The following is a 24,152-nucleotide window of genomic DNA, read 5'->3' on the forward strand; positions in this document are numbered from 1 at the left end:
ATGACCGTTACCGCACAGACTCCACTGGTGCCCGACCTGGCCGCCCTGCAGCAGAGGGCCGCGCAACGCGCTGCCGAGCGGGCCGGCGGGCAGGACCGACTGCGCGGACACATCGTCTGCGACGGTCTGGTGCGCATCTTCAAGACCGAGGGGGTGGAGGTCGTCGCCCTGCAGGGTCTGGACCTGGTCATCGACCGGGGTGAGCTGGTGGCGATCGTCGGCGCGTCCGGCTCGGGCAAGTCGACCCTGCTCAACATCCTCTCCGGTCTGGACACGCCGACCGCCGGCATCGCCCGGGTTGCCGACTACGACCTGCTCTCGTTGTCGGCCAAGCGGCGGCTGAGCTACCGGCGGGAGCTGGTCGGTTTCGTCTGGCAGCAGACCGGCCGCAACCTGCTGCCGTACCTGACCGCGCTGGAAAATGTCGAGTTGCCGATGCAGTTGGCGGGCAAGCGGGGCGGAAAGGCCCGCCGGGAACGGGCCCGGGAGCTGCTCGACATGGTCGGCGTGGGCTACTGCGCGGACCGTCGGCCGGGTCAGCTCAGCGGCGGCGAGCAGCAGCGGTGCGCGGTGGCGGTGGCGGTGGCCAACGACCCGGAGGTGCTCTTCGCCGACGAGCCGACCGGTGAACTGGACGAGGCCACCGGCGCGGAGGTCTTCGCGGCGCTGCGCACGATCAACGCCGAACTGGGCGTGACCATCGTCGTCGTCACCCACGACCACGCCGTGGCCACCCAGGTCCGCCGGACCGTCGCGATCCGCGACGGCCGAACCGCCTCCGAGGTACGCCGGACCGCGCGCGTCGGCGCGGACGGCAACACCGAACTGGTCAGCGAGGAGTACGCGGTGCTGGACCGCAACGGCCGGATGCAGTTGCCGGCCGCGTTCGTCGACGCGCTGTCGCTGAAAGAGCGGGTCCGGCTCGATCTGGAGCCCGACCACGTGCAGGTACGGCCCGGTGACCGGGCCTCGGACGAGCGGGAGGCACGGGCGTGAGCCCTCAGGACATGGTGGTGGCCGGAGCGGCCGGGTTCAGCGGTGGCTCCGGAACGCCTGCGGACGAGGTGGTGCGGGTCAGCGGCGTGAGCCGGACCTTCGGCCGCGGTGAGCACGCCGTGCAGGCGGTACGGGACGTCTCGTTCAGCGCCAACCGTGGTGAGCTGGTCGCCATCCGGGGTCGCTCCGGCGCCGGCAAGACCACGTTGCTGAACATCATCGGCGGGCTGGACCGGCCGGACAGCGGCCAGGTGGTGGTGGCCGGGCACGAGGTGACCTCGGCCGGGGAGGCCGAGCTGCTGCGGCTGCGCCGAGGCACCGTCGGTTTCGTCTTCCAGACCTTCGGGTTGGTGCCGATCCTCTCCGCCGCCGAGAACGTGGGTGTGCCGTTGCGACTGGCACAGGTGCCGGCCGCCGAGCGGGAGCAGCGCGTGGCGGTGCTGCTGGAGCTGGTGGGCCTGGGCGGGCACGCGGCGCAGCGCCCGTACGAGTTGTCCGGCGGTCAGCAGCAGCGCGTGGCGGTCGCCCGCGCGCTCGCCAACGAGCCGGACCTGCTCATCGCCGACGAACCCACCGGACAGCTGGACTCGGAGACCGGCCGCTCCATCATGGACCTGCTGCGCGCGGTGGTGCACGCCCGTGGCATGACGGCCCTGGTGGCCACCCACGACCCGGCCCTGATCGACCTCGCCGACCGGGTGCTCGTCCTGCGCGACGGCCGCCTGGTCGACGGCTGACCGCTGCCCCCGGCCGTGGTCGGTGGCCGGTGGTCGGTGCTCCGGGGTCGTGGTCCGTCGTTCGTGGCCCGTGGTCCGTGGCCCGTGGTCCGTGGTCCGTGGCCCGTGATCGGTGGTCGGTGGTGCGCGGTCGGCGGTCGGCGGCCGGCGGACCACAGGCTGCGTGCCGCGGGCCGCGCGGGCTCGATCAGAGGGGACCGGCTGTGGTCTGTTCGCATCCTGTAGAGCTGCCCCAGATATGGGCCGCGCGGTAGGCGTGCGGCCTTGTGCTGGGTGTGCTGGGCGGGGCGTGTGGCCTCGTGCAGGGCGACGGCGTCTGGACTTGTGCTGAGCATGCTGGGCGGGGGTGTGCGGGACTTGTGCTGGGCGTGCTGGGGTGGGCATGCGGGCCGTGTGTTGGGTGGTACTCGTGCGGGCGTGGCCTTCCCGCCGCCACCGCCGTTGTTCGCTGCCCCAGATCTGGGGCAGCTCTACAGGGCCGGAGGGGCAACCTGGGGACCCTGAGGCGCTACAGCGCCGGCGCCACCAACGGTGCTGGCGACGTTGGCGGGCTGGCGACGTTGGCGGGCCGACGCCCTCGGCGGCGTCAGAGCGGGAGCTTCATGCCCTCGTGGCTGGCCACGAAGCCGAGCCCCAGGTAGAAGCGGTGCGCGTCCGCGCGGGACTTGTCCGTGGTGAGCTGCACCAGGGCGCAGCCTCGGTGCCGGGCCTGGTCGATGGCCCAGGTCATCAACTCCCGGCCGAGTCCCTGACCGCGCCGGTCCGAGCGGACCCGGACCGCCTCGATCAGGGACCGCTCGGCGCCGTGCCGGCCGAGCCCCGGGATGTAGGTGATCTGGAGGCAGCCGACCAGCTCGCCGCCCTGCTCGGCGACGATCAGCTGGTTGCGCGGGTCGGCGCTGATGTCGGCGAACGCACGCTCGTACGCCTCATCGACCTCGGTGAAGTCGCGGGTCTTGCCCAGGACGTCATCGGCGAGCAGGGAGATGACGGCGGGCAGGTCGGCCCGTACCGCCTCTCGGAAGATCATGTCGGTCATGCCGGTCAGCCTGGCACAGCGTCACTTGGCCGGGCAGCGCAGGCCCTCCCGGGGCACGGTCAGGTCGAGCAGGTACGCGTCGACGGCCCTGGTGATGCAGGAGGTCTGCGGGTACGCGGTGTGCCCCTCGCCCTCCCAGGTGAGCACCCGGCCGACGCCCAACATCGAGGCGAGGCGGCCGGTCTGCTCGTACGGCGTGGCGGGGTCGCCGGTCGTGCCGACCACCACGATCGGTGGTGCGCCGTTGGCCCGCCCGGTCGGGTACGGGTCCCGACCACCCGGCCACTCGACGCAGCTCAACATGCCGACCGCGAGCGCCGGACCGAACAGCGGGTACTTCGTCCGCCACTGCGACTGCAACTGGCGGATCTGCTCCCGGCTCGGCTTCTCGGTCTCGTCGGCGCAGTTGATGGCGAGGTTGGCGTCGAACAGGTTGGAGTAGTGCCCGTCGCCTTCCCGGCCGGCGTACGAGTCGGCGAGGCGGAACACGTCCTTCGGGTCGCCCTCGGCCAGCCGGTCGATGGCCCGGGCCAACTCCTGCCAGCCGGCCTCGGTGTAGAGCGAGGAGATGACCGCGTAGAAGACCCAGCCCGCCGTGGCCTCCCGCCCGTCGTCGCCGCGAAGCGGGGAGACCTTGGCCTTGTCGATGGCAGAGGTCACGGCGGCGCGGGCGTCCGGGGCGATCGGGCAGCGCGCGGCGTTGGCGGCGCACCAGCGGGTGAAGTTGTCGAAGGCCCGTTCGAACCCGCGGGCCTGGCTCTCCGAGCCGGCGATCAGCCGCTGCTGCGGATCGACGGCGCCGTCGAGCACCAGCGCGCGCACCCGCTGCGGGTAGAGCTGGGCGTAGATGGCGCCGAGCAGCGTGCCGTAGGAGTAACCCAGGTAGGTGAGCTTGTCGTCGCCGACCGCGGCGCGGACCGCGTCCATGTCCCGAGCGGCCTGCTCGCTGCCGTACAGCGGCAACTGGTCGCCGTAGCGGTCCCCGCAGCCGCGCCCGATGCGCTGGCTCAACCCGGCGAAGCCGTCGAACGCCGCCTGGCTCGCCGGATCCGGGTCGTAGCCGAAGCTGGCGTCCAGGTCGGCGTCGGAGATGCACTTCACCGGACTCGACCGGGAGACACCGCGCGGGTCGAAGCCGACGATGTCGAAGCGTTCGGTGACCGAGGCGGGCAGCCCACCGAACTGGGGGCCGAAGGAGAGGTAGACGGCGGTGTCCACACCGGAGCCGCCCGGGCCGCCGGGGTTGACCACCAGTGAGCCGATCCGGTCCCGCTGTTTGGTGGACCGGGCCCGCAGCAGGGCGATCTCGAAGGTCTGGCCGACGCCCGGCCCGGCGGTCGCCCCGCCGCCGGTGCCCCAGTCCCGGGGAACCGTGATCCGGGCACATTCGTAGCGCATGTCCGGAGCGCCCCGCCCGACCAGGTCTTCGGCAGCCTCCGGGCAGGCCCGCCAGGTCGCCGACGAGCCGGCCGGCGCCGCCGCACCCTCCACGTCGGTGCGCGGCGCGAACGCCGGCAGCGTGCAGCCGGCGGTGAGCAGCGCCGCCACGGCGAAGGCGACGAGGCTGCGACGGACCCGGCGACTGGTCGCCATCCGAGGCTGGTCGGCGGTGCAGCTCACGTGATCCTCCGGGGTCGGGTCGACGGCCAGGCTACGCCGGACCGGTGGCGGCCCGATCGAGGGTGACCGCCGGATCGCCGCGCAGCACCTGGTCCACGTCGAAGCGGATCGGGCGGTCGAGCTGGTCGTAGCGGCAGGAGCGGGGGTCGCGGTCCGGCCGCCAGCGGACGAACTGGGCGGTGTGCCGGAACCTCTCGCCCTCCATCGCGTCGTAACCCACCTCGACCACCAGCTCCGGGCGCAGCGGCTCCCACTCCAGGTTCTTGGTGCCGGTCCACCTGCTCACCCCACCCGGAATGCGCTGGCCACGCTCGTGATCGCCGTGCACCCACGGGTGCTCGCCGCCGGTGTCCCGGTATGGGGCCAGCTCGTCGAGCAACTCGGCGCGGCGGGCCATGCTGAACGACGCGCTCACCCCGACGTGGTGCAGGACGCCCGCGTCGTCGTAGAGGCCGAGCAGCAGCGAACCCACCACCGGGCCGGACTTGTGCCAGCGGAAGCCGGCCACCACCGCGTCGGCCGTACGGGCGTGCTTGACCTTGAACATCAACCGCTTGCCCGGCTCGTACGGCAGGTCGGCCGGCTTGACGATCAGCCCGTCCAGCCCGGCGCCCTCGAAGACGTCGAACCAGCGGCGTGCGGTCTCCGGATCGGTCGTGACCTGGGTGACGTGCACCGGCGGGCGCACCCCGGCCAGCGCCTGGACCAGACGCTCCCGGCGGCGCGGGTACGGCTGGTCGAGCAGCGCCTCGTCACCGATCGCCAACAGGTCGAAGGCGACGAAGTCGGCGGGAGTGGTCTCGGCGAGCAGCTTCACCCGCGACGCCGCCGGGTGGATGCGCTGGGCCAGCAGCTCGAAATCCAGCCGGGGCTGGCCGGACGGCCCGTCCCGCCGGATCACGATCAGCTCGCCGTCGACGGCGCACCGCTCGGGCAGCTGACGGCGGGCCTGCTCGACCACCTCGGGGAAGTAGCGGGTCATCGACTTACCGCCCCGGCTGGCCAGCTCAACCTCGTCGCCGTCACGGAACACGATGCACCGGAACCCGTCCCACTTGGGCTCGTAGGTGACCCCGGGGGTGGTGGGCAGCCTCGGGACGCTCTTGGCCAGCATCGGCTCGACGGGCGGGTTGATCGGCAGGTCCACGGCGACCAGTCAATCAGACGGGGCCGACAGTCGTGAGGCAGATCACCATGGGTGCGGCGGTGGCGTGTCCGCCCGCGCGCCGCTCGTCCTGCCTGGGTGAATCAGATAACCGCAGGTCAGAGCTAGTTTCGCGGAGTGTCCGAGTGGGTCTGTGACTGCTGCGGGCGGTGGCGGGTGAGCGTGGAGCTGATCCGGGGCCGCTACCGCTACCGGCTGACCCGCCGTTACCCGCAGCGGTTCGGCGGTGGCCGCGACGTGCTCGGCGAGGTCGGCTCGGTGACGGAGCTGGAGGAGCTGCTGCGTCGGCGTACCCCATTGAGCCTGGCGGACCTGCGCGAAGCCGCCTGATCCCGCGCGGCTGGCGGACCCACGGCCCGATCGACGATCGGACCGGCCGGCGGATGCCGCCGTCACGATCCGCCGGGCAGCGTCGTCGGCAGGGCGTGGCGGCGCCGGCCGGCGCCGCCGGGAAGGGGACGCGATGCGGTTCGAGGCGGACACGGAGGTCGGCGCGGACGCCGAGCGGGTCTGGGCGTTGCTTGTCGACGTGGCGCGGTGGCCAGAGTGGACGGCCTCGGTGAGTCGGGCCGAGCGGGGTGAGTCCAGGGCCCCTCGCGGTCGGCGCCACCGCCCGCCTGACCCAGCCGAGTGGCCGAGCTGACGTACCCGGAGGTGGGACGGACCCGGCATGGCGCGCTGCCCGGCGGATACCACCACCTGCGCCACCGGACCCCGTTGTCGACCGGCTGTTTCGAGACCGCGGCCGAGGCGGTGCTGAGCTGGCGGCTGCACCGCGCCGCCGGGGTCCGGATGCGCACCGACGCGGCACGAGCTACCGAGGGTGTGCTGGTCACGGCCGGTCTCGGGGTCGGGTCGGCCCGCGTGTGGGGGCCCTGCCGGGTGGTCTGGAGCGACGAGTCGCCCACGCTCGCCGGCTTCGGCTACGGCACCCTCCCCGGTCACCCGGAGCGGGGCGAGGAGGCGTTCGTGGTCGGCCAGGACGACAGTGGCGCGGTCTGGTTCGAGGTACGCGCGTTCAGCCTCCCGGACCGTTGGTTCACCCGCGCGGCCGGCCCGGCCGTCCGGGCGGTGCAGCACGCGTACGCCTGGTGGCTCGGTCGCACTCTGCGCCGGCTCTGCGCCGGCCGCTGACCCGGCGGCCTCAAAAGCGGGCGAACGAGCGAATCGGGGCGCGCGGGCCGTACTTCGGCGCCTGGATGCCGGCGGCCTCCAGCAGCAGACACACCCGACCCCGATGCCCCCTGAACGGCTCCAGCAGGGCCAGCATCCGAGCGTCGTCACCCCTCGGTTCGCCGGCGAGCGCCCAGGCCACCGTGTTCGGGATGTGGTAGTCGCCGACGCTGACCGCGTCCGGGTCACCGTAGGCGATCCGGACCACCTCGGCGGCGGTCCACGGGCCGATGCCCGCGATGGCGGTCAGCCGCCGGGTGGCCTCGGTGGCGTCCACGCAGCGCTCCAGCCGATCGGCGAGCGCGGCGGCGCGCCGCAGCGTGTCGGCCCGGCGCTGCTCCACGCCGAACGGGTGGAACACCCAGTACGGGGTGGCGGCCACCGCGGCGGCCTCGGGCGGCAGCAGCAGCGGTTGCAGCGGGCCGGGTGCCGGCTCCCGGAAGTGCCGCACGGTCGCCGCGTACGCCCGGTACGCCTCCTTGCCGGTGACCTTCTGCTCGAAGACCGCGCGCAGCAGCCGGGGGAAGACCTGCCCGGTGGTGGGCATCCGCAGCCCCCGGTGCTCCCGGGCCAGCCGGGCGACGAGCGGGTGCGCCGCCGCCAACTCGGCGAAGCCGGTCAGGTCGTCGTGCAGCCCGGCGATCTTGTCGGCGCGGGCCACCACGTGCTCGGCGCCCGGTCCGTAGCCCTCGGCGAGCAGCTCACCGCCCGCCGGCCGCAGCGCGAGGGTGGCCGGCCCGTCCGGGGTGCGGGTAGCCCACCAGAACGTGCCGGCGGCGACGCGCGCGCACGGGTCGTACGGGCTGAAGGTCAGGCCGCGGACCGACGCGGCCAGCCGGTAGCCGACGGGCGGGTGCAGCACCCTCGTCGCGGCAGGCTCGGTCTCGGTCACCCCGCTACTCTGCCAGGTCGCGGTACGGCGCCGGTCGTCGACCAGCCGCCCGCGGGCACGGCGGTGGCCGGTCGCGCCCTCCCCGGCTGCGACCGGCCACCGTGCCCTGGCGTATCGGGATCAGTACGAGTAACCCGAACCGCCGGCGTCGCTCGACCCGCTGTCCGCCGGCGGCGCGACGGCCTTCGGCGTCGAGGTGGGCAGGCAGGTCAGGTTCTTCTTGCCGTTCTGGTCGACCACGAACCAGGTGCCGCCGACGGCCTGGCCCTTCCACTGGCCGGGCTTCTTGTCGCCGATGTAGCGGTACACCGGCCAGCCGCCGATGGTGAGCTGTCGGGTGCCGTCCTGTCGGGTGACGCTGCCGACCTTGTCGTCGGAGAGGCCGGTGAGCTGCGGGTTGCCGTCGGTCAACGCCGGCGGCCACACCTGCGCGCACTTGTCGACGCAGTTCGACGCGGGCGGGTCGGCGGTGTCCTTGTCGAACCGGTACAGGACCCAGCCGTCCTGGTCGGTCACGACGTTGCCCATCCGGGCGATCTTCTTGCCGATCAACTGCTCGGTCAGGTCGACGTCCGCGGGCGGCGGCGCGTCGGCGACCGGCGCCTCCGCGGATGCCGACGCCTCGGGTTCAGCCGACGCGGTGGGCTCGGCCGCGGCGACGGCGACCGGCTCGGCCGCGCTCGAGTTCGCCCCGTCGTAACCCGCGGGAGCGCAGGCCGTTAGTGCGACCATCGCGCTCGCGACGATGACGGTCCGCTTCATCTGTGCCACGTGCCCTCCTCATTCTTGGCAGTTCACCCATAGGTACGGCGGGCAGGCTGTCAAGGTTGAAGAAGTAACAGTGGTCAATTTCACGCGAATGGATTGAACCAAATCGAGCGTCCATCCGTATGGCCCTCCACACGGCACCTTCGGTCACACAACAGATCGACGCCGGCCATTGAGACAATGACCGGCGTCGAGGATGGTACGCGACCCTTACATGGGCACCGTGACCAGCGGACTGGCCACCCCGTTGCGGTCGACCGACTGCACCTGGAGCTGCTTGATGTCACTCGCCAACGCGGACGTCGAGGCGCTCAGCTCAAGACCCTGCGGGCGATTGTTCGTGCCGTAACCGCCATCGGGCACCGACCACGTCGAAATCACCTCGGTGGTGCCGTTCGTGCGCACCACCATCAACCGGCAGATGCGTGGGCCGGGCAGTTTCCGCAGGCTGAAGTTGATGCGGGTGCCGTACTCCCGCTCGACCAGGAACATCGTCGTCTGCACGCCCGTCGTCGGGTCCGTGGCGTCGACCTGGTCGCCCTCCTCCTCGGTGCCGCCGACGCCCGGGCCGCTCGGCGGCGCGGTCGGCGCGCTCGTCGGCGGGTCGTTGGCGGCGGCGCTCGTCGTCGGCTCCGCGAGAAGCCCCGGCGCCTCGTCCCCGGCCACACTCACGAAGCCGTAACCCGTCAACCCGCCGAAGACCACCACCGCCGCGGCGGTCGCGAGCAGCTGACGAAACCGGGTACGCCGTCGGTCGGCCCGGACCGCTACCAACGTCCGGTCCAGCAGCGCCGGATCGGTGGCGGTCTGCTCCAGTGCCATCATCGTCTCGCCGTCGATGCCGGAGAGCAGCCCCACCACCGGCACCATCGTCTCCAGCTCGGCCGCGCACGCCCAGCACGCGGCGAGATGCTCCTCGAACCGCTCAGTGTCCTGCTCGTCGAGCACGCCGAGCGCGTACGCGGCGACGTCCATATGGTCTGGCCGGCTCATTCTGTCACCCCCCGCTCCTGCAGAGCCGTGCGCAGCGCGCGCAGCGCGTAGTAGACCCGCGACTTGGCGGTGCCCAGCGGAAGCCCCAACTCCTCGGCAGCCTCCGGCACCGTCCGCCCCCGGAAGTACGTCGCGATCAGGATCTCCCGATGCGACTGACTCAGCGTACGCAGCGCGTCCGCCACCGTCATCGTGCGCAGCACCCGGTCGGTGCTGTCCGCCTCGGCGAACGCGGTCAGGTCCCGGTCGTACGTCTCCGGCGGCCGGGCCTCCTGGCTGCGGTGCTCGTCGATGGCGATCCGACGGGCCACCGTGACCAGCCACGGCCGCAGCGAACCCTGCCCCTGCGCACCGAGGCGGTGCGCGTTACGCCAGGCCCGCAGCAGCGTCTCCTGCACGATGTCCTCCGCGCGCTGCCGGTCCCCCCCGGTGAGCCGCATGACGAACATCAGCAACGGGCCGGCGTGCTCGGCGTAGAGCAGCCGGATCAACTGGTCGGAGTGGCTGGCCTCGGTTGTCGTCGCCTGGTGGCGCCCGGGCGCCGGTTGGGGCGTCACCGGACCATTTTGGCGAGACATGGCTCGGGCGTCGACCCCCCGGGCAGACGAGGTCGGCCGCGACGACCGCGCGGACAACCAGTCCGCGCGAACCGCGTCGCCATGCCAACCGGCCGCCACCGCATGCATGCAGACCTCCGGGATGTCCGTGACCAACGCCGCCCCCACAAGGCGGGCCGCCCGGTGGTACGCAGCGCCGCCCCGAGCGGATCAACAAACCGCGAAAAAAGTTCGACGGAGAGGTCGGCGGGCTCGGATCGACCAGTCAGCGGCGGACGGAGAACAACCCCGGCGGCGGCGGATCCGAGCCGGTGGCGTCCGCGTCCCGCACCACCGCCGCGCCACCGACGAAGCGGTCCAACTCGTCGCCGGCCACCACCCGGCCGGGGAACCAGTCCCCGGCCGCCCGCCGGGTCAACGCGGGGACCGGGGGAGTCGTCCGCCCGGCGACCAGCACCAGATTGCCGTACCGGCGACCGCGCAGCACCGCCGCGTCACCGACCAGGCACGCCTGGGGCAGCACCGAGCGCACCGTGGCGACCTGGCCACGGGCGTACCGTAGCGGCGGGCCGTCGGCCAGGTTCGCCAGCAACCAGCCCGCCGGGCGGAGCACCCGCGCCACCTCGGCGGCGTACTCCACCGACGTGAGGTGCGCCGGCGTGCGGGCACCGGCGAAGACGTCGGCGACCACCACGTCGTAACTGGCGTCCCGCGTCGAGGCCAGCACCGCCCGCGCGTCCTGCACACGAACCCGCAGCCGGGCGTCCGCCGGCCAGGGCAACGCGCGGCGCACCAGCTCCACCAGAGCGCCGTCCACCTCGGACACCCGCTGGGTGGACCCGGGCCGGGTGGCCGACACGTAGCGGGGCAGGGTCAGCGCGCCACCGCCGAGGTGCAGCACCCGCAGCGGCTCGCCGGGCGGCGCGACCAGGTCCAGTGCGGCGGCCAGCCGCCGGACGTACTCGAACTCCAGATGCGTGGGATCGGTCAGGTCGACGTGCGACTGCGGCGCCCCGTCCAACAGCAGCGTCCACGAACCGGCCCGGTCCGGCGACGGCACCAGTTCGGCCCGCCCGGTGTCCACCTGCTCGACCACCCGGTCATCCGCTCGTTTGCGTCCCACCGCGACCCGCTCCCGCTCAGCGGCCGACGCGCGCCGCGGTGGTCAACGCGCGGTGCAGCAGACGGGAATCGCCGAGCAACGCCCGCAGGCGGCGCTCCAGACCGGCGATCGGGATGAGGTTCTGCGGCGCCCGCGGATCCTTGTACGGAGTCGACGCGAACCGGGGCAGCGTGACCAGCGACAGGTCGGCCAGGTCGATCGCCGCCTCGACGGGCAGGTCGGCGGAGCACTCCACCCGGACGATCCCGGCCCACGGCGCACCCACGGCCACCGGCAGCCGCAGATACCACGACCACCCGCCCCAGGCCGTGCCGAGCCGGAACACCGGTGACCGCTGACCGGACGCCAGACCGGTCACCACAGCCGTCAGCCGGGCGTCCAGGTACTGGCTGTGCTGGGTCTTGATGTAGCCGAGCGTGCGCGGCAACTGGCGGCGACTGCGCAACGGGCCGTCCACCACCAACAGGTCGCCGTCGACCCGGGCGGCGTCGGACACCGCCACCTCCAGCGCGGTCAACGGACCCTGCACGGCCGCCGGCAGCTTCGCCAGCTCGCCGGTGCCGCCCACCCGGTGCACCGGGTAGCGGATGGCGCCCGCCACCACGTCCTGCGCCGACGGGCTCGCCGTGAACAGGCCCCGGCCCACCCGCGTGCCAGCCAACTGGGCCGCGCCCCGACCGAGGTCGCAGCGGACCACCCCGGCCGCGTACGACGCCGCCAGCCCCGGGAAGGACCCGCCGTCCGCCTCGGCCGTCCAGATGCTCGCGTCGATCCGGCGGACCCCGTCGACAAGCAACACCACGTCGGGGGCCCGCACGTCCGCGCGTACCCCGATCGCCCGCCAGTCGACGGCCGGCAGCTCCACGTCGGCGTCGACCTGCGCGCTGCTCGGCGTCGCCGGCCCGGACGCGGACGCCTCGAACGACGCACCGTACGCCGGATCCCACGAGTCGACGAAGAACGCGGCGTCGCTCACCCGGCCGACCTTCCGTTCGCGACTGCGGGGCTCCGCTGCGCCGCACTCCTCGCGCTCACCGGCCCGTCCGTTCGACGCGCGCCGAGCGGGCATCCTTGCGCACCTCGAAGCGGACCGGGATCCGCTCGGCCAGCGCCGCGACATGGGTGACCACGCCGACCATCCGGTCACCCCGGGCGGCCAGGTTCTCCAGGGTCGCGGCCACCGTGTCCAGCGTGGCCGCGTCCAGCGTGCCGAAACCCTCGTCCAGGACGATCGACTCCAGACTCGCCGCGGTCGTCGACATGCCGGCCAGCTGTTCGGAGAGCGCCAGCGCCAACGCCAGCGACGCCTGGAACGTCTCGCCACCGGAGAGGGTGCGCACCCCCCGGCGCAGCCCCGCGTCGTGGTGGTCGACCACGAAGAACTCGCCCTTGTCGTGCACCAGCTCGTACTGGCCCGAGGACAGCTCCCGCAGGATCCCCGACGCGCCGTCGACCAGCAGGTCCAACGCCTCCGCCAGCAGCCACCGCTCGAAGTTGTTGGCCCGCAGGTGCCCCGCGAGGGCCCGTGCCACCTGCGCCTCGCGCTCGTGCCCGGCCCGCTGCTCGCGCAACGTGCCGGCCTGCTCGCGGCGCTCGGCCAGCCGGCGCCGGTCGGCCTCGGCCCGCTCCACGGCCACCGTCGCGGCGTGCACCGGGTCCTCGCCGACGGGCACGTCGGCGGCGGCGAAGCGGTCGGCGATCTGCCGCTGCACCGCGTCGGCCGCCGCCTCGGCGTCGGCGACGACGGTGGCCCGGCCGGCCCGGTCGGCGCGGCGGCGCTCGGCCTCGGCCGCCGCCCAGTCGGTCAGCACCGCCCACGAGGCCGCCACGTCGTCGCGATCAGCCGCCGGCGGACCGAACCGCGCCAGAGCGTCGCGGGCCGTGTCGAAGCCCCGCCACGCCGACCGCAGGCGCTCCTCGGCCGCGTCCACACCCGCGCGCGCCTGTCGGGCGCTGTCCCGGCCGGCCCGCACGGCGGTCGCCGCCTCCTCCAGGGCGCGTCGCAGCCGGGCGTGCTCGGCCAACTCCCGGCGCAGCACCCCCGGCTCGGCCGCTCCGGTGAGCTGCCCGTCCAGCTCGGCCAGCCGGGCGTCCACCTGCTCCTGCCGGGCGCGGGCCTGCACCAGCAGCCGCTCCAGGTCACGCGCCGCCGCGTCCCGCTGCTGCACCACCGCCTGCGCCGCCTTGGTGGCGGCCCGCGCCGCCTTGCCGGCGGCCGTCGCGGCGGCCACCGCCGAGTCGGCCGGAACCGCCGGCACCTCGGCCACCGGGTGCTCGCACACCGGGCAGGCCGCACCGGGATGCAGGTGCACTCGCAGGCTGACCGCCAGGTCGGTGGCCTTCGCCTCCTCGTGCGCCCGGAAGGCCGCCTCCAACTCGGCGTCGGCCCGCTCGGCGTCCGCGCGGGCGGCGGCCAGCGCCGCGACAGCCGTGGCGTGCTCCTCGTCCGCCGCGCGCACCGCCGCGCGGACCGTGTCGGCCTCGCCGGTCAGCCGATCCCGATCGTCGTACGCCCGCAGCAGCAACCGCAGCGCGCTCTCGTCACCGGCGCCGGCCAGCTCACCGCGCAGCTTCTCCTCCCGCTCCTCGGCCAGCGACACCGCCGTGGCCGCGGCGTCGGCCTCGGCCCGCGCCGCGCTCACCGCGCGGGCCACCTCGGCCACCCCGTGCGGGGCACGCACTCCGGACAGCACGCCCAGCTCGTCGTCGAGCGCGGTCAGGGCAGCCGCCGCGTCCCGCGCCCGTGCCCGGGCCGCCGCCAGCTCCGGCATGGCCCCGGTCACCGCGTCGGCCAGCTCGGCCATCCGGCCCACCCGGGCGTCGGCCTCGGCCAACGCCTCGTCGTCCACCCCCGTCAGACCGGCGAGCACCTGATCGACCGCGTCCAGCCGGGCTTCCGCCTGCGCGGCGCGCGCCGTCGCCCGCTTCTGCACGTCCTCGTAGACGCCGAGGCCGAGCAGGTTGACCAGGATCTGCTGCCGGGTCGCCGGCTTGGCGTGCAGGAAGTCGGCGAACTGACCCTGCGGCAGCACCACACAGCTGGTGAACTGCTCGTACGGCAGCCCGACCGCCTCCAGCACCGCCTGTTCCATCTCGGCGGGCGTCCCGGCGATCACCTCGCCGAGGTCGTCCGGGCTCAACCCGGTGTCGAGTTTGGTCACGTCGAAGCCGGCCGGCATCACCTGCAGTCCGGCGTTCGCGGTCTTCACGTTGCCCCGGCCGTCCCGGCGCACCACCCGGGTCGCCACGTACCGGGCGCCGCCGGACTCGAAGACCAGCCGCACCCGGGCCTCCGTCGCCGACGGCGCCAGCGCGTTGGCCAGCCCGCGGGCGCCACCCCAGCGGGGCACCGTGCCGTAGAGCGCGAAGCAGATGGCGTCCAGCACGGTGGACTTGCCCGAGCCGGTGGGGCCGATCAGCGCGAAGAAGTCGGCGTCGGTGAAGTCGACTGTCGTCTCGTCCCGGAAGACCGTGAAGCCGGCCATGTCCAACCGCATCGGCCGCATCAGTGCTCGACCTCCTCGAAGAGCTCGTCGAAGAGTTCCCGCACGCCCTCGTCGGCGTGGCCCCGGCTGTCCAGGTAGTCGGCGAACAGCTCCCGTGGCGAACGCCCGGACCGCTGCGCGATGCGCGCGCCGCTGCCCGGCGCGGCGAGCAGCTCCGGGTCGATCCGGATCTCCAACGCCCGGGGGAGCAGCTCCTGGATCTCCTCGCGCAGGCCGGCGCGGGGCTGCTCCCGGACGAACACGCGCAGCCACGCGTCCGGCGCCTCGATCTCGGCGAGCTGGGCCAGGGTGCCGCGCACCGTCCGCAGCGCGCTCGCGGCGGTCACCGGCACCTCGCGTACCCGGGCGGCCGTGCTGGCGGTCACCTCGACCACCGTCACCGAGGGCACGTTCTCCTGCTCGCCGAAGTCGACGGCGAGCGGGCTGCCGCTGTAGCGCACCGGGCACGGGCCCTCGACGCGCTGCGCCCGGTGCAGGTGGCCCAGCGCCACGTAGTGCGCGGTCGCGGGGAAGACGGTGGCCGGCACCGCGTAGCCGAGCACCGTGTGCGCGTCCCGCTCACCGCCGCCGGCCGCCGCGCCGGTCACCGTCAGGTGCGCGGTGACCAGGTGCACCCGGTCCGGCTCGGCGAAGCCCTCGGTGAGGCGGCCCAGCACACGGCCCAGGTGGTCGGCGTACGTCTGGTTGGCCTCCGCGGCGGTCAGCTCGTACATCTCCAGCGCGCGGATCGCGTACCGCTGGGACAGAAACGGCAGCGCGGCCAGCTGCCACCGCTCCCCGCCGGCCGTGGTGCCGTCGATCACGTGTTCGGCCGGGTTCTCGCGGACGCCCCCGCGCAGCGTGATGCCGGCGGCCTCGGCCCACGGCCGCAGCGCGTCCAGCGCTGGGCCGTTGTCGTGGTTGCCACCGATCGCGACCACGTCCGCGCCGGTCCGACGCAGCGCGGTCAGCGCCCGGGTGACCAGCCGGGTCGCCTCTGACGTCGGCGCGGCCGTGTCGTAGAGGTCACCGGCGACGATCACCAGATCCGGCTTCTCGGCACGGGCGATGTCGATCACCCCGGCGAGGACGGCCTTGTGCTCCTCGGCCCGGGACTGCCCCTTGAGCACCTTGCCCACGTGCCAGTCGGAGGTGTGCAGGATCTTCACAGTTGCACCGGCCCCTACCTAGAACGGGATGTCGTCGTCGGTGCCGCCGCCGGAGCCCACCACGGCGAACGGGTCGGCGGACTGGGTGATCGAGCGCAGCGTCTCCGATGGTGCCCGGCCCGCCTCGGAGACCCGGGTGGCCCAGGCCGGGAACGGGAACTCCAGGCAGAGCGGCACCGGGATGTCCGGCTGGTTGACGAACATGGTGCCCGGCTTGGCCAGCAACGCCCGCTGACGCTGCGCGGGCGGCAGGAAACCGTACTCCGGGCGGGACGCCTCGGCCGGATCGAGCCGGCCGACCACCCGGATCGCCGAGTTGGTGACGATGCGCCGCTCCACCTCGCTCGCCGTCTGCTGGGCGCCGATCAGGATGACCCCGAGCGACCGCCCCCGCTCGGCGATGTCGAGCAGCACCTCCTTGATGGGGGAGGAGCCCTCCCGGGGCGCGTACTTGTTGAGCTCGTCGAGGACGACGAACAGCAACGGCTTGGCGGTGCCGGACTTCTCCTTGCGCTCGAACTCGCTCTTGAGCGTCACGCCGACGACGAAGCGCTGGGCCCGGTCCGGAAGGTTGTGCAGGTCGACCACTGTCACCTGCGCCGACTCGCTCGTGTTGATCGAGTGCGGGCGACGGGTCGCCAGGTCGCCACGGATCAGCCGGGCGAGATCCTTCTTGCTGCCGATCAACCGGCGGGCGAACGCGTTGACGGTGCCCAGGCCGACCGCGCTGCCCGCCCAGTCGGAGCGGGTCTCGTCGTCGTTGAGCGCCTCGACGATGTGGTCGACGAGGTCGCCGTAGGAGCCGAGCCGGACCCCGTCGATGCTCACCCCACCGTCGGCGGGCTGGGCGTAGCGGGCCAGGTGCGCGGTGACCGAGTGCACGACCATCGTGTACTGCTGGCGCTCGTCGTCGGCGTCGGCGAAGACGTACGGCAGCAGGCGGTCGGCACAGAACTCGCTCAGCGTCCAGTAGAAGGCGTCCACGCCGGTGAGCCGGCTGCTCACGTCCGGGGTGCCGGCCGCGTCGCCGACCCGGGGCGGGGCGTACACCCGCACGTCCGGGAAGGCGCCGGCGCTCAGGCCCAGCTTCGCGTACGCCGCCCGGGTCGGCTCGTCGAGGCGCGTGTTGGGGTGGTCGAGGAACAGCAGGTCCTCGCCCTTGACGTTGAAGATCAGCGCCTTGGCGTTGACCGCGTCGCCGCCCAGGACGCCGGAGCGGAAGACCGAGTAGAGCAGGAAGGTGGCGAAGCTCGTCTTGGTGGCCACCCCGGAGATGCCCGAGATGGAGACGTGCGCGCCCCGGCTGCCGTCGAGGAAGTCGGCGTTCAGGTAGACCGGCACCCCGTCGCGACCCATGCCCATCGGGATGCGCCGCTCCATCCGGTCGAAGTGCAGCGCCCGAGCCCGTGCGTCGCCCTCGGCCCGGTGCACCACCGCCCCCGGGGTCGGCGGCACGTAGAACTCCGGGTCGACCCGGGTGGTGGTCACCTCGGCCGCCTCCTGCACCTGGGCCGGCAGTGTGCCGTCGGCGATGGCGAACACGTCGGAGTCGAACTGGGCGCCCTCGTGCCGGGCCCGGACCTGGGTGACCACGCCGGCGATCGTCACCGGCTCGCGGTCGGGCAGCTCGCGGCGGGTGACCACCACGTCGTCGAGCTGGAGGTAACTGCCGGGCGCCACGGCCGTCCAGAACTGCAACGGGGTCGCGTCGGCGGTGCCGAGCACCCGGCCGACCGGCTGGCCCGGGCCGGCCAGGCCGTCGTGGTCGGCGTCGCTCATCGGGCGGGGTGGGTCGGTCGGGCAACGCGGTCGGGGCACATGCCCTGCATCCTGCCCGAGGAGTACGACAGGTCGCCACGCGACGCGGCGGAGGACACGATGCCCGGTCACACTCGCGACGCTCGGTGTGTGACCGGGCGACGGTTCGTCACGGGCGGGCGTGGCGGAGCATGAGGACGCCGTCGTCGGCGGCGAGCACGTGCCGCAGCGGCAGGTGCCGGGGCGCGCTGGCGTCGCCGGCGGTGATCCGGCCCGCGCCGGGGCCGGCGAGCAGCGGCGCGACGGTGAGGCACAGCTCGTCCACCAGGTCGGCGGCGGTGAGCGCGCCGAGCAGGTGCGGGCCGCCCTCGCAGAGCAGTTGGGTCAGCCCGCGCCGGTGCAGCTCGGCCAGGCTGGCGGCGAGGTCGACCCGGTCGGTCCCGCAGCGCAGCAGGTCGGCGACGTCGGTCAGGCCGGGCGGCGGGTCGGCATCGGCGCGGGTGAGCACGATCGGCCGGACCGGGGCGTCGGCGAAGGCCGCCTGCGCCGGGTCCAGGTCGAGGGAGCCGGACACGACCACCAGCGTCGGGTACGCGGCCAGCCCGTTCGCCCGCCGCCAGGCGCGTCGCGGATCGTCGAGTCGGACCGCGCGGTAACCCTCGTGTCGCAGGGTGCCGGCGGCCACCACCAGGGCGTCGCAGACCATCCGCAGCAGGCCGAAGACCCGCTTGTCCGGCTCGCCGGACAGGCCGGCGGAGTAGCCGTCCACACTGACCGCGCCGTCCAGGCTGGCGACGAAGTTCACCCGCAGCCGGGGCTGGTCCGCGCGCTGGTAGAGCGCGGTAAGCGTGGCGTCGTCGAGCGGCTGGGTGGACGGCTCGGGCCAGAGTCGCCGGATCGGGATTCCGACCGTCATTCGCCGGCCCGACCGGTGACCGGAGGGGTCGGTTCGGCGGTACGGTGCTGGCAGTCGCACCAGTTCCGGCCCGGGCAGTCATCGTGCCGCCGGGCCCGGCACGCTCGGCAGATCATGCTCGCAGCCTAAGCCGCTCAAGGACAGGACAGCATGCCGCGTCAGATCTTCCAGTTGAAGATGTCCCTCGCCGGCGTACGTCCGCCGGTGTGGCGCCGGGTGCTCGTTCCGGCCGGCTACACGCTGGACCGACTGCACCGGGTCGCCCAGCACGCGATGGGCTGGCGGGACTGCCACCTGCACTCGTTCGAGATCGACGCGGTGGCGTACGGCGAGCCGGACCCGGACGGAGGCCTGGCGCTGCACGACGAGCTGGACGTCCGGCTGGACGCGGTTCTCGGCAAGGGCAGCAGGTTCTCCTACACGTACGACTTCGGTGACTGGTGGGAGCACGACCTCGTCGTCGAGGACGCGCTGACCGCCGATCAGGACGAGCGGTACCCGGTCTGCCTGGACGGCCAGCGGGCCTGCCCCCCGGAGGGCATCGGTGGGCCGTCGGGCTACCAGGCGCTGCTCGCGGCCCTGGCCGATCCGACCCATCCGGAGCGGGCCGTGCTGCGGGGCTGGGTCGGTGAGGGCTTCGATCCGACGTTCTTCGACCCCACCGTCGCCACCACACTGCTGCGTCGCTTCTGCTGACCCCGCCTGGCGTACGGGTCGACGTCCGTCACTAGCGGTGCCGGTCTGAAACAGGGCGGTAACGATCTGGGAACGCTCCCATTGGTCTATTGACACCCTGGTAGCGCCCCGGCAATCTCATGGGAGCGCTCCCGGGGAGTGGCGGAAGTCTCCTTCACAGCTCTCCCCAGATCGTCCACGACCACCGGTCCGGCGGCGGCAGGGGCGCTGCAGCACCCCCCACCACGCACGACACACCAAGCCTCACCACTTGAGAGGGGTCAGGATGAGCGTCACCTCACGTCGTCGCTTTGCGGCGATCGCGCTCGCGTCCGTCGCCGTACTCGCCTCGGCGACCGCCTGCGGCGACGACTCGTCGTCCGATTCGGACGGCGGCAAGGTCACCCTGGTCGTCGACGTCTTCGGCGACCAGGGCTTCGGATACGAAGATCTTTACAAGCAGTACCAGACTGAGCACCCGAACGTCACCATCCAGGAGCGCGGCAAGGGTCTCGGCCTGGGTGACTACAACACCCGGCTGACGCAGCAGATCACCGCCGGCGCGGGCGCCGGCGACGTCGTCGCTCTCGAAGAGGGCACGATCGTGCAGTTCTTCGCGCAGGCCGACAAGTTCGTGAACCTGGCCGACCACGGCGCCAACGACCTCAAGAGCAACTTCCTGCCCTGGAAGTGGGAGGGTGGCCTCACGCCGGACGGCAAGGTGCTCGGTCTCGGCACCGACGTCGGTGGCATGGCCGTCTGCTACCGCAGCGACCTCTTCAAGGCCGCCGGCCTGCCGACCGACCGCGAGCAGGTCGGCGCCCTCTGGCCGACGTGGGACGCGTTCATCGCCCAGGGCCAGAAGTTCGCCGCCGCCGACAAGAAGCACAAGTTCGTCGACTCGGCCACCAACTTCTACAACATCGTGCTGATGCAGACGGCGGGCGCCGGCAGCGGCTACACCTACTTCGACAAGAGCAACAAGCTCGTCGTCGGCGAGAACCCGGACGTGCAGTCCGCGTTCCAGCAGACCACCAAGATGATCAGCGCGGGTCTGTCGAACAACCTGCGGAGCTTCTCCAACGAGTGGAACGCCGGTTTCAAGAACGGCAGCTTCGCCACCATCGGCTGCCCGGCGTGGATGACCGGTGTCATCAAGGGTCAGGCCGGTGACGCGGCGGCCGGCAAGTGGGACGTGGCCAAGGCGCCGGGCAACGGCGGCAACTGGGGCGGTTCCTGGCTGGCCGTGCCGAAGGCCAGCAAGCACCAGAAGGAAGCCGCCGAGCTGGCCAAGTTCCTGACCAGCGCCAAGAGCCAGACCGAGGCGTTCAAGAAGGTCGGCAACCTGCCCTCGTCGCCGCAGGCTCTTGAGGACCCGGCCGTGCTGGCCGCCACCAACGAGTACTTCAGCGGCGCACCGATCGGCAAGATCTTCGCCGCCGGCGCGAAGGAGCTGAAGCCGGTCTACCTCGGCCCGAAGAACCAGGCGGTCCGGGACGCGGTCGAGAACGCGCTGCGCAGCATCGAGCAGGGCAAGGCCGCCGACGCCGCTTGGCAGGACGCGGTGAAGAACGGCCAGGCAGCAGGCAAGTAACGGCTGTGACGCGCTCACGGGTGGTGCCGCTGCGGCACCACCCGTGAACCCGCGTCGGAACGCCCTGCCGCGGCGCCCACGACGGCGTCGCCGAGTGTGAAGGACCGCTCATGAGCTCCCTGAAGACCCCCGCGCCACCGGGTGCGTCGGCCCGCCGGTCGCGTCCCGCTCCGCGGCACTCACCGACGCGCCGCCGGCAGTTGAACCGGCTGGACCTGCGCCTCACCCCGTACGTCTTCGTCCTGCCGTTCTTCGTGCTGTTCGCGATCTTCGGCGTCTACCCGATCGTCTACACGTTCTGGATCGCGATGACCGACCGGTCACCGATGAACGCGACGATCAGCTTCGTCGGTCTGGACAACTTCGTCGAGTTGTTCACGAACGATCCGCAGTTCTGGAACGCGGTGGTGAACACCTTCGGGATGTTCGCGCTCTCCACCATCCCGCAGCTGATCATCGCCCTGCTGCTGGCGAACGCCCTGAACCGGCGCATCCGCGGTCAGATGTTCTTCCGGCTGGCCATCGCGATGCCGATCATCACCTCGACCGCCGTGGTGGCGCTCATCTTCTCGATGATCTACGCCCGCGAGTTCGGCCTGATGAACTGGCTGCTCGACCTGGTCGGCGTCGGCCCCATCGACTGGCGGGCCAACCGCTTCGCCTCCTGGTTCGCCATCGCCACGATGGTCGACTGGCGGTGGGTGGGTTACAACGCCCTGATCTACCTCGCGGCGATGCAGTCGATCAACAAGGACGTGTACGAGGCGGCCGCCCTCGACGGCGCCTCCCAGCGCCGGCAGTTCTGGTCGATCACCATCCCCCAGCTGCGTCCCACCATCATCTTCACGCTGATCATCTCGACCATCGGCGGTCTGCAGCTCTTCACCGAGCCGCTGATGTTCACCAGCGGCTCGGGCGCGCTCTCCGGCGGCACGGAGGGTCAGTTCCAGACGATCACGATGTACCTGCTGGACGTCATGAACCAGCGGTTCCGGTGGGGGTACGCGGGTGCCGTCGCCCTGGTGCTCTTCCTGCTGATCGCGTCCGTCTCGTTCCTCAACTACCTGCTGGCCCGCCGAATCAGCTCCGACAAGTGAGGGTGGCCCACCCATGACCAGTACCACTCTGCGACCGCCGGCGGTCCGGCCACCGGCCGGGCGCACCGGCATCCGCCACCGGGCGGAGAAGCTCTGGACGGCCAGCCCACTGACCTGGTTCGGGCTCGTCCTCGGCGTGATCCTGTCGCTCTTCCCGTTCTACTGGATGATCGTCATCGCCTCGCGGACCAGCGACGCCGCGAACTCCTGGCCGCCGCCCTTCCTGCCCGGCGGCAAGCTGGGCGAGAACATCCAGCGGGTGCTCGACAACGGCGACGCGAACATCGTCAAGGGCCTGATGAACTCGTTCCTGGTGTCGGGCACGATCACGGTGGCGACCGTGTTCTTCGGCTCGCTCGCCGGATTCGCGTTCGCGAAACTGCGCTTCCGCGGCAAGAACGCGCTGTTGCTGATCATCCTGGCCTCAATGATGATTCCCATCCAGCTCGGCGTGCTGCCGCTGTACATCCTGATGGCGAAGCTGGAATGGCTGAACACCATGCCGTCGGTGACCGTGCCGTTCCTGATCGGCGGTTTCGGCATCTTCATGATGCGCCAGTACGCCGAGCAGGCGGTGCCCAACGAGCTGATCGAGGCGGCCCGGGTCGACGGCTGCTCCACCTGGCGGGTCTACTGGCACGTGGTGGTGCCGGCGCTGCGACCCGCCGCGGCCGTGCTCGGGCTGCTCACCTTCATGGAGCAGTGGAACCAGTTCTTCTGGCCATTCGTGGTGCTCGCCGACCCGGCCAATCCGACCGTGCAGATCTCACTGCGCAGTCTGAACACCGCGTACTTCGCGGACAATTCTCAGATCTTCGCGGGTACGCTCATCGCGACCCTTCCGTTGTTTATCGTGTTCGTTCTGTTCGGCCGCCAGATCATTGGCGGGATCATGGAAGGTGCCGTCAAGTCGTGAGCAACCCCGCCAGCCCACCCGCCGTCGACGTCCTCGACGAGCGCCCCGGGCTGACCTTCCCACCCGGCTTCCTGTGGGGCGCCGCGACCGCGGCGTACCAGATCGAGGGGGCGGCGGCCGAGGGCGGCCGCACCCCGTCGATCTGGGACACCTTCAGCCACACCGAGGGCCTGGTGGTCAACGGACACACCGGTGACGTGGCCTGCGACCACTACCACCGGGTCCGTGACGACGTCGCCCTGATGGCCGAGCTGGGCCTGAGGTCGTACCGTTTCTCGGTCTCCTGGCCCCGGGTGCAGCCCGGCGGCTCGGGCGCGGCCAACCCACAGGGTCTGGACTTCTACCGTCGGCTGGTCGACGATCTGCTGGCCCACGACATCGAGCCATGGCTCACCCTCTACCACTGGGACCTGCCGCAGGAGCTGGAGGACGCCGGCGGCTGGCCGTCGCGGGACACCGCGGCGCGCTTCGCCGACTACACCACGCTCGTGGCCGACGCGCTCGGCGACCGGGTGCGCTACTGGACGACGCTGAACGAGCCCTGGTGCTCGGCGTTCCTCGGGTACGGCTCCGGAGTGCACGCCCCGGGCCGGTCGAACGGCGCGGACGCGGTCCGCGCCGGGCACCACCTGATGCTCGGGCACGGCCTGGCCGTGCAGGCGCTGCGGGCCGCCCGACCCACCGCCGAGGTGGGCGTGACCGTCAACCTGTACCCGGTCGACCCGGCCAGCGACACCCCCGCCGACATCGACGCGGCCCGGCGGATCGACGGGCTGGCCAACCGCTTCTTCCTCGACCCGCTGCTGCGCGGGTCGTACCCGGCGGACCTGGTGGCCGACCTGCGCACGGTGACCGACTTCGACCACGTCCGCGACGGCGACCTGGCGACCATCGCCACGCCGCTGGACCTGGTCGGGATCAACTACTACAGCCGGCACGTGGTCGCCGCGCCGGTCGAGGGCGCCGAGCCCGAGCCGTACTGGCGGGAACCGTCCTGCTGGCCGGGCAGCGAGGACGTCCGCTTCGTCACCCGGGGCGTCCCGGTCACCGACATGGACTGGGAGATCGACGCCCCGGGCCTGGTCGAGACGCTGCGGCGGGTGCACGAGGAGTACACCGACCTGCCCCTGTACGTCACCGAGAACGGCTCCGCGTTCGTCGACGCGGTCGTCGACGGACAGGTCGACGACCCGGACCGGTTGGCCTACTTCGACGCCCACCTGCGCGCCTGCCACGAGGCGATCAACGCGGGCGTGCCCCTGCGGGGATACTTTGCCTGGTCACTGATGGATAATTTCGAGTGGGCCTGGGGTTACACGAAGCGCTTCGGCATGATCCACGTCGACTACGACAGCCAGCTTCGCATCCCCAAGTCCAGCGCCAGGTGGTACGCCTCGGTGATCCGACGCAACGGTCTGGCCGCACAATAGGCTCGGGCCAGCCATCAGGGCGGTCCCGGCGTCCACCTTTCTCGGGTGG

23 protein-coding genes and 1 tRNA gene are annotated in these 24,152 nt (G+C 72.4%); 10 read left to right on the forward strand and 14 right to left on the reverse strand.

Annotated elements, in window-relative coordinates:
• Nucleotides 1-996, forward strand: a complete 996-nt coding sequence (locus ACFYPH_RS21355) for an ABC transporter ATP-binding protein (RefSeq protein WP_354858107.1) — start codon at nt 1-3, stop codon at nt 994-996.
• An 11-nt stretch (nt 997-1,007) separates the two neighbouring features.
• Nucleotides 1,008-1,733 carry an ABC transporter ATP-binding protein gene (locus tag ACFYPH_RS21360; RefSeq protein ID WP_387184230.1) on the forward strand — a complete coding sequence of 242 codons (726 nt, stop codon included), beginning with the start codon at nt 1,008-1,010 and terminating at the stop codon, nt 1,731-1,733.
• A gap of 586 nt (nt 1,734-2,319) precedes the next feature.
• On the opposite strand, the gene ACFYPH_RS21365 is transcribed toward ACFYPH_RS21360, so the two are convergent.
• The 3 genes from ACFYPH_RS21365 to ACFYPH_RS21375 all read right to left on the reverse strand — a co-directional run bounded on the left by ACFYPH_RS21365 (nt 2,320) and on the right by ACFYPH_RS21375 (nt 3,573).
• The gene (locus ACFYPH_RS21365) at nt 2,320-2,772 is read right to left on the reverse strand and encodes a GNAT family N-acetyltransferase (protein ID WP_354858105.1); all 453 of its coding nucleotides are present in this window, start codon (nt 2,770-2,772) and stop codon (nt 2,320-2,322) included.
• A gap of 21 nt (nt 2,773-2,793) precedes the next feature.
• Entirely contained in the window at nt 2,794-3,432 is a 639-nt protein-coding gene (locus tag ACFYPH_RS21370) for an alpha/beta hydrolase (RefSeq protein WP_387184054.1), read from the reverse strand.
• A gap of 41 nt (nt 3,433-3,473) precedes the next feature.
• Nucleotides 3,474-3,573, reverse strand: a tRNA-Ser gene (locus tag ACFYPH_RS21375).
• A gap of 595 nt (nt 3,574-4,168) precedes the next feature.
• Here ACFYPH_RS21375 and ACFYPH_RS21380 point away from each other — a divergent pair.
• On the forward strand, nt 4,169-4,396 hold the full coding sequence (locus ACFYPH_RS21380) for a hypothetical protein (protein ID WP_387184057.1): 228 nt from the start codon (nt 4,169-4,171) through the stop codon (nt 4,394-4,396).
• A 27-nt stretch (nt 4,397-4,423) separates the two neighbouring features.
• Here the strand turns inward: ACFYPH_RS21380 and ACFYPH_RS21385 are convergent, their stop codons facing one another.
• Entirely contained in the window at nt 4,424-5,539 is a 1,116-nt protein-coding gene (locus tag ACFYPH_RS21385; RefSeq protein ID WP_355063931.1) for an ATP-dependent DNA ligase, read from the reverse strand.
• Between the two features lie 135 nt (nt 5,540-5,674).
• On the opposite strand from ACFYPH_RS21385, the gene ACFYPH_RS21390 reads away from it, so the two are divergent.
• Nucleotides 5,675-5,887, forward strand: coding sequence for a hypothetical protein (locus ACFYPH_RS21390; protein WP_387184060.1), 213 nt, complete (start codon nt 5,675-5,677; stop codon nt 5,885-5,887).
• Between the two features lie 300 nt (nt 5,888-6,187).
• Nucleotides 6,188-6,691 carry a DUF1990 family protein gene (locus ACFYPH_RS21395; RefSeq protein WP_387184063.1) on the forward strand — a complete coding sequence of 168 codons (504 nt, stop codon included), beginning with the start codon at nt 6,188-6,190 and terminating at the stop codon, nt 6,689-6,691.
• Between the two features lie 10 nt (nt 6,692-6,701).
• Here the strand turns inward: ACFYPH_RS21395 and ACFYPH_RS21400 are convergent, their stop codons facing one another.
• The 10 genes from ACFYPH_RS21400 to ACFYPH_RS21445 all read right to left on the reverse strand — a co-directional run bounded on the left by ACFYPH_RS21400 (nt 6,702) and on the right by ACFYPH_RS21445 (nt 18,391).
• On the reverse strand, nt 6,702-7,622 hold the full coding sequence (locus ACFYPH_RS21400) for a DNA-3-methyladenine glycosylase 2 family protein (RefSeq protein WP_355139207.1): 921 nt from the start codon (nt 7,620-7,622) through the stop codon (nt 6,702-6,704).
• A 120-nt stretch (nt 7,623-7,742) separates the two neighbouring features.
• Nucleotides 7,743-8,393 (reverse strand): hypothetical protein, encoded by a 651-nt coding sequence (locus ACFYPH_RS21405; RefSeq protein ID WP_354863145.1) that lies wholly within the window; start codon nt 8,391-8,393, stop codon nt 7,743-7,745.
• A 207-nt stretch (nt 8,394-8,600) separates the two neighbouring features.
• On the reverse strand, nt 8,601-9,383 hold the full coding sequence (locus tag ACFYPH_RS21410) for a zf-HC2 domain-containing protein (RefSeq protein WP_355063925.1): 783 nt from the start codon (nt 9,381-9,383) through the stop codon (nt 8,601-8,603).
• The gene (locus tag ACFYPH_RS21415; protein WP_355063923.1) at nt 9,380-10,069 is read right to left on the reverse strand and encodes a sigma-70 family RNA polymerase sigma factor; all 690 of its coding nucleotides are present in this window, start codon (nt 10,067-10,069) and stop codon (nt 9,380-9,382) included. The genes ACFYPH_RS21410 and ACFYPH_RS21415 overlap by 4 nt, the downstream gene beginning before the upstream one ends.
• A 136-nt stretch (nt 10,070-10,205) precedes the next feature.
• A complete protein-coding gene (locus ACFYPH_RS21420) occupies nt 10,206-11,063 on the reverse strand; it encodes a fused MFS/spermidine synthase (RefSeq protein WP_354863142.1) in 858 nt (285 codons plus the stop codon).
• Nucleotides 11,064-11,079: 16 nt separating this feature from the next.
• Complete coding sequence (locus ACFYPH_RS21425; RefSeq protein WP_354863141.1) at nt 11,080-12,039, reverse strand: hypothetical protein; 960 nt, start codon at nt 12,037-12,039, stop codon at nt 11,080-11,082.
• A 55-nt stretch (nt 12,040-12,094) separates the two neighbouring features.
• Nucleotides 12,095-14,569 (reverse strand): SMC family ATPase, encoded by a 2,475-nt coding sequence (locus tag ACFYPH_RS21430; RefSeq protein ID WP_355139211.1) that lies wholly within the window; start codon nt 14,567-14,569, stop codon nt 12,095-12,097.
• The gene (locus tag ACFYPH_RS21435; protein WP_387184069.1) at nt 14,569-15,717 is read right to left on the reverse strand and encodes an exonuclease SbcCD subunit D; all 1,149 of its coding nucleotides are present in this window, start codon (nt 15,715-15,717) and stop codon (nt 14,569-14,571) included. Before ACFYPH_RS21435 ends, ACFYPH_RS21430 begins: the two co-directional genes overlap by 1 nt.
• Before the next feature lie 18 nt (nt 15,718-15,735).
• Entirely contained in the window at nt 15,736-17,496 is a 1,761-nt protein-coding gene (locus ACFYPH_RS21440) for an ATP-binding protein (protein WP_355063919.1), read from the reverse strand.
• A gap of 148 nt (nt 17,497-17,644) precedes the next feature.
• Nucleotides 17,645-18,391: a pyrimidine reductase family protein gene (locus ACFYPH_RS21445; RefSeq protein ID WP_387184072.1), complete on the reverse strand. Its 747-nt coding sequence runs from the start codon at nt 18,389-18,391 to the stop codon at nt 17,645-17,647.
• A gap of 150 nt (nt 18,392-18,541) precedes the next feature.
• Between ACFYPH_RS21445 and ACFYPH_RS21450 the strand changes: the two genes are divergently transcribed.
• The 5 genes from ACFYPH_RS21450 to ACFYPH_RS21470 all read left to right on the forward strand — a co-directional run bounded on the left by ACFYPH_RS21450 (nt 18,542) and on the right by ACFYPH_RS21470 (nt 24,103).
• A complete protein-coding gene (locus ACFYPH_RS21450; protein WP_355063917.1) occupies nt 18,542-19,087 on the forward strand; it encodes a plasmid pRiA4b ORF-3 family protein in 546 nt (181 codons plus the stop codon).
• A 265-nt stretch (nt 19,088-19,352) separates the two neighbouring features.
• Complete coding sequence (locus ACFYPH_RS21455) at nt 19,353-20,660, forward strand: ABC transporter substrate-binding protein (protein ID WP_387184075.1); 1,308 nt, start codon at nt 19,353-19,355, stop codon at nt 20,658-20,660.
• Nucleotides 20,661-20,770: 110 nt separating this feature from the next.
• Nucleotides 20,771-21,757: a sugar ABC transporter permease gene (locus ACFYPH_RS21460; RefSeq protein WP_355063914.1), complete on the forward strand. Its 987-nt coding sequence runs from the start codon at nt 20,771-20,773 to the stop codon at nt 21,755-21,757.
• Between the two features lie 13 nt (nt 21,758-21,770).
• Nucleotides 21,771-22,673, forward strand: a complete 903-nt coding sequence (locus tag ACFYPH_RS21465; protein ID WP_387184078.1) for a carbohydrate ABC transporter permease — start codon at nt 21,771-21,773, stop codon at nt 22,671-22,673.
• Nucleotides 22,670-24,103 (forward strand): GH1 family beta-glucosidase, encoded by a 1,434-nt coding sequence (locus ACFYPH_RS21470; protein ID WP_363939831.1) that lies wholly within the window; start codon nt 22,670-22,672, stop codon nt 24,101-24,103. Before ACFYPH_RS21465 ends, ACFYPH_RS21470 begins: the two co-directional genes overlap by 4 nt.
• Nucleotides 24,104-24,152: the final 49 nt, after the last annotated feature.

Origin of the sequence: Micromonospora sp. NPDC005252, assembly GCF_042872475.1 — a bacterium.
Classification (GTDB): domain Bacteria; phylum Actinomycetota; class Actinomycetes; order Mycobacteriales; family Micromonosporaceae; genus Micromonospora.

Coding starts and splice junctions, on each gene's coding strand:
- ACFYPH_RS21355 (WP_354858107.1), top strand. CDS start 1: ATGACCGTTACCGCACAGACTCCACTGGTGCCCGACCTGGCCGCCCTG.
- ACFYPH_RS21360 (WP_387184230.1), top strand. CDS start 1,008: ATGGTGGTGGCCGGAGCGGCCGGGTTCAGCGGTGGCTCCGGAACGCCT.
- ACFYPH_RS21365 (WP_354858105.1), bottom strand. CDS start 2,772: ATGACCGACATGATCTTCCGAGAGGCGGTACGGGCCGACCTGCCCGCC.
- ACFYPH_RS21380 (WP_387184057.1), top strand. CDS start 4,169: ATGTCCGGAGCGCCCCGCCCGACCAGGTCTTCGGCAGCCTCCGGGCAG.
- ACFYPH_RS21410 (WP_355063925.1), bottom strand. CDS start 9,383: ATGAGCCGGCCAGACCATATGGACGTCGCCGCGTACGCGCTCGGCGTG.
- ACFYPH_RS21415 (WP_355063923.1), bottom strand. CDS start 10,069: ATGCATGCGGTGGCGGCCGGTTGGCATGGCGACGCGGTTCGCGCGGAC.
- ACFYPH_RS21430 (WP_355139211.1), bottom strand. CDS start 14,569: ATGCGGCCGATGCGGTTGGACATGGCCGGCTTCACGGTCTTCCGGGAC.
- ACFYPH_RS21440 (WP_355063919.1), bottom strand. CDS start 17,496: ATGAGCGACGCCGACCACGACGGCCTGGCCGGCCCGGGCCAGCCGGTC.
- ACFYPH_RS21445 (WP_387184072.1), bottom strand. CDS start 18,391: ATGACGGTCGGAATCCCGATCCGGCGACTCTGGCCCGAGCCGTCCACC.
- ACFYPH_RS21450 (WP_355063917.1), top strand. CDS start 18,542: ATGCCGCGTCAGATCTTCCAGTTGAAGATGTCCCTCGCCGGCGTACGT.
- ACFYPH_RS21455 (WP_387184075.1), top strand. CDS start 19,353: ATGAGCGTCACCTCACGTCGTCGCTTTGCGGCGATCGCGCTCGCGTCC.
- ACFYPH_RS21460 (WP_355063914.1), top strand. CDS start 20,771: ATGAGCTCCCTGAAGACCCCCGCGCCACCGGGTGCGTCGGCCCGCCGG.
- ACFYPH_RS21465 (WP_387184078.1), top strand. CDS start 21,771: ATGACCAGTACCACTCTGCGACCGCCGGCGGTCCGGCCACCGGCCGGG.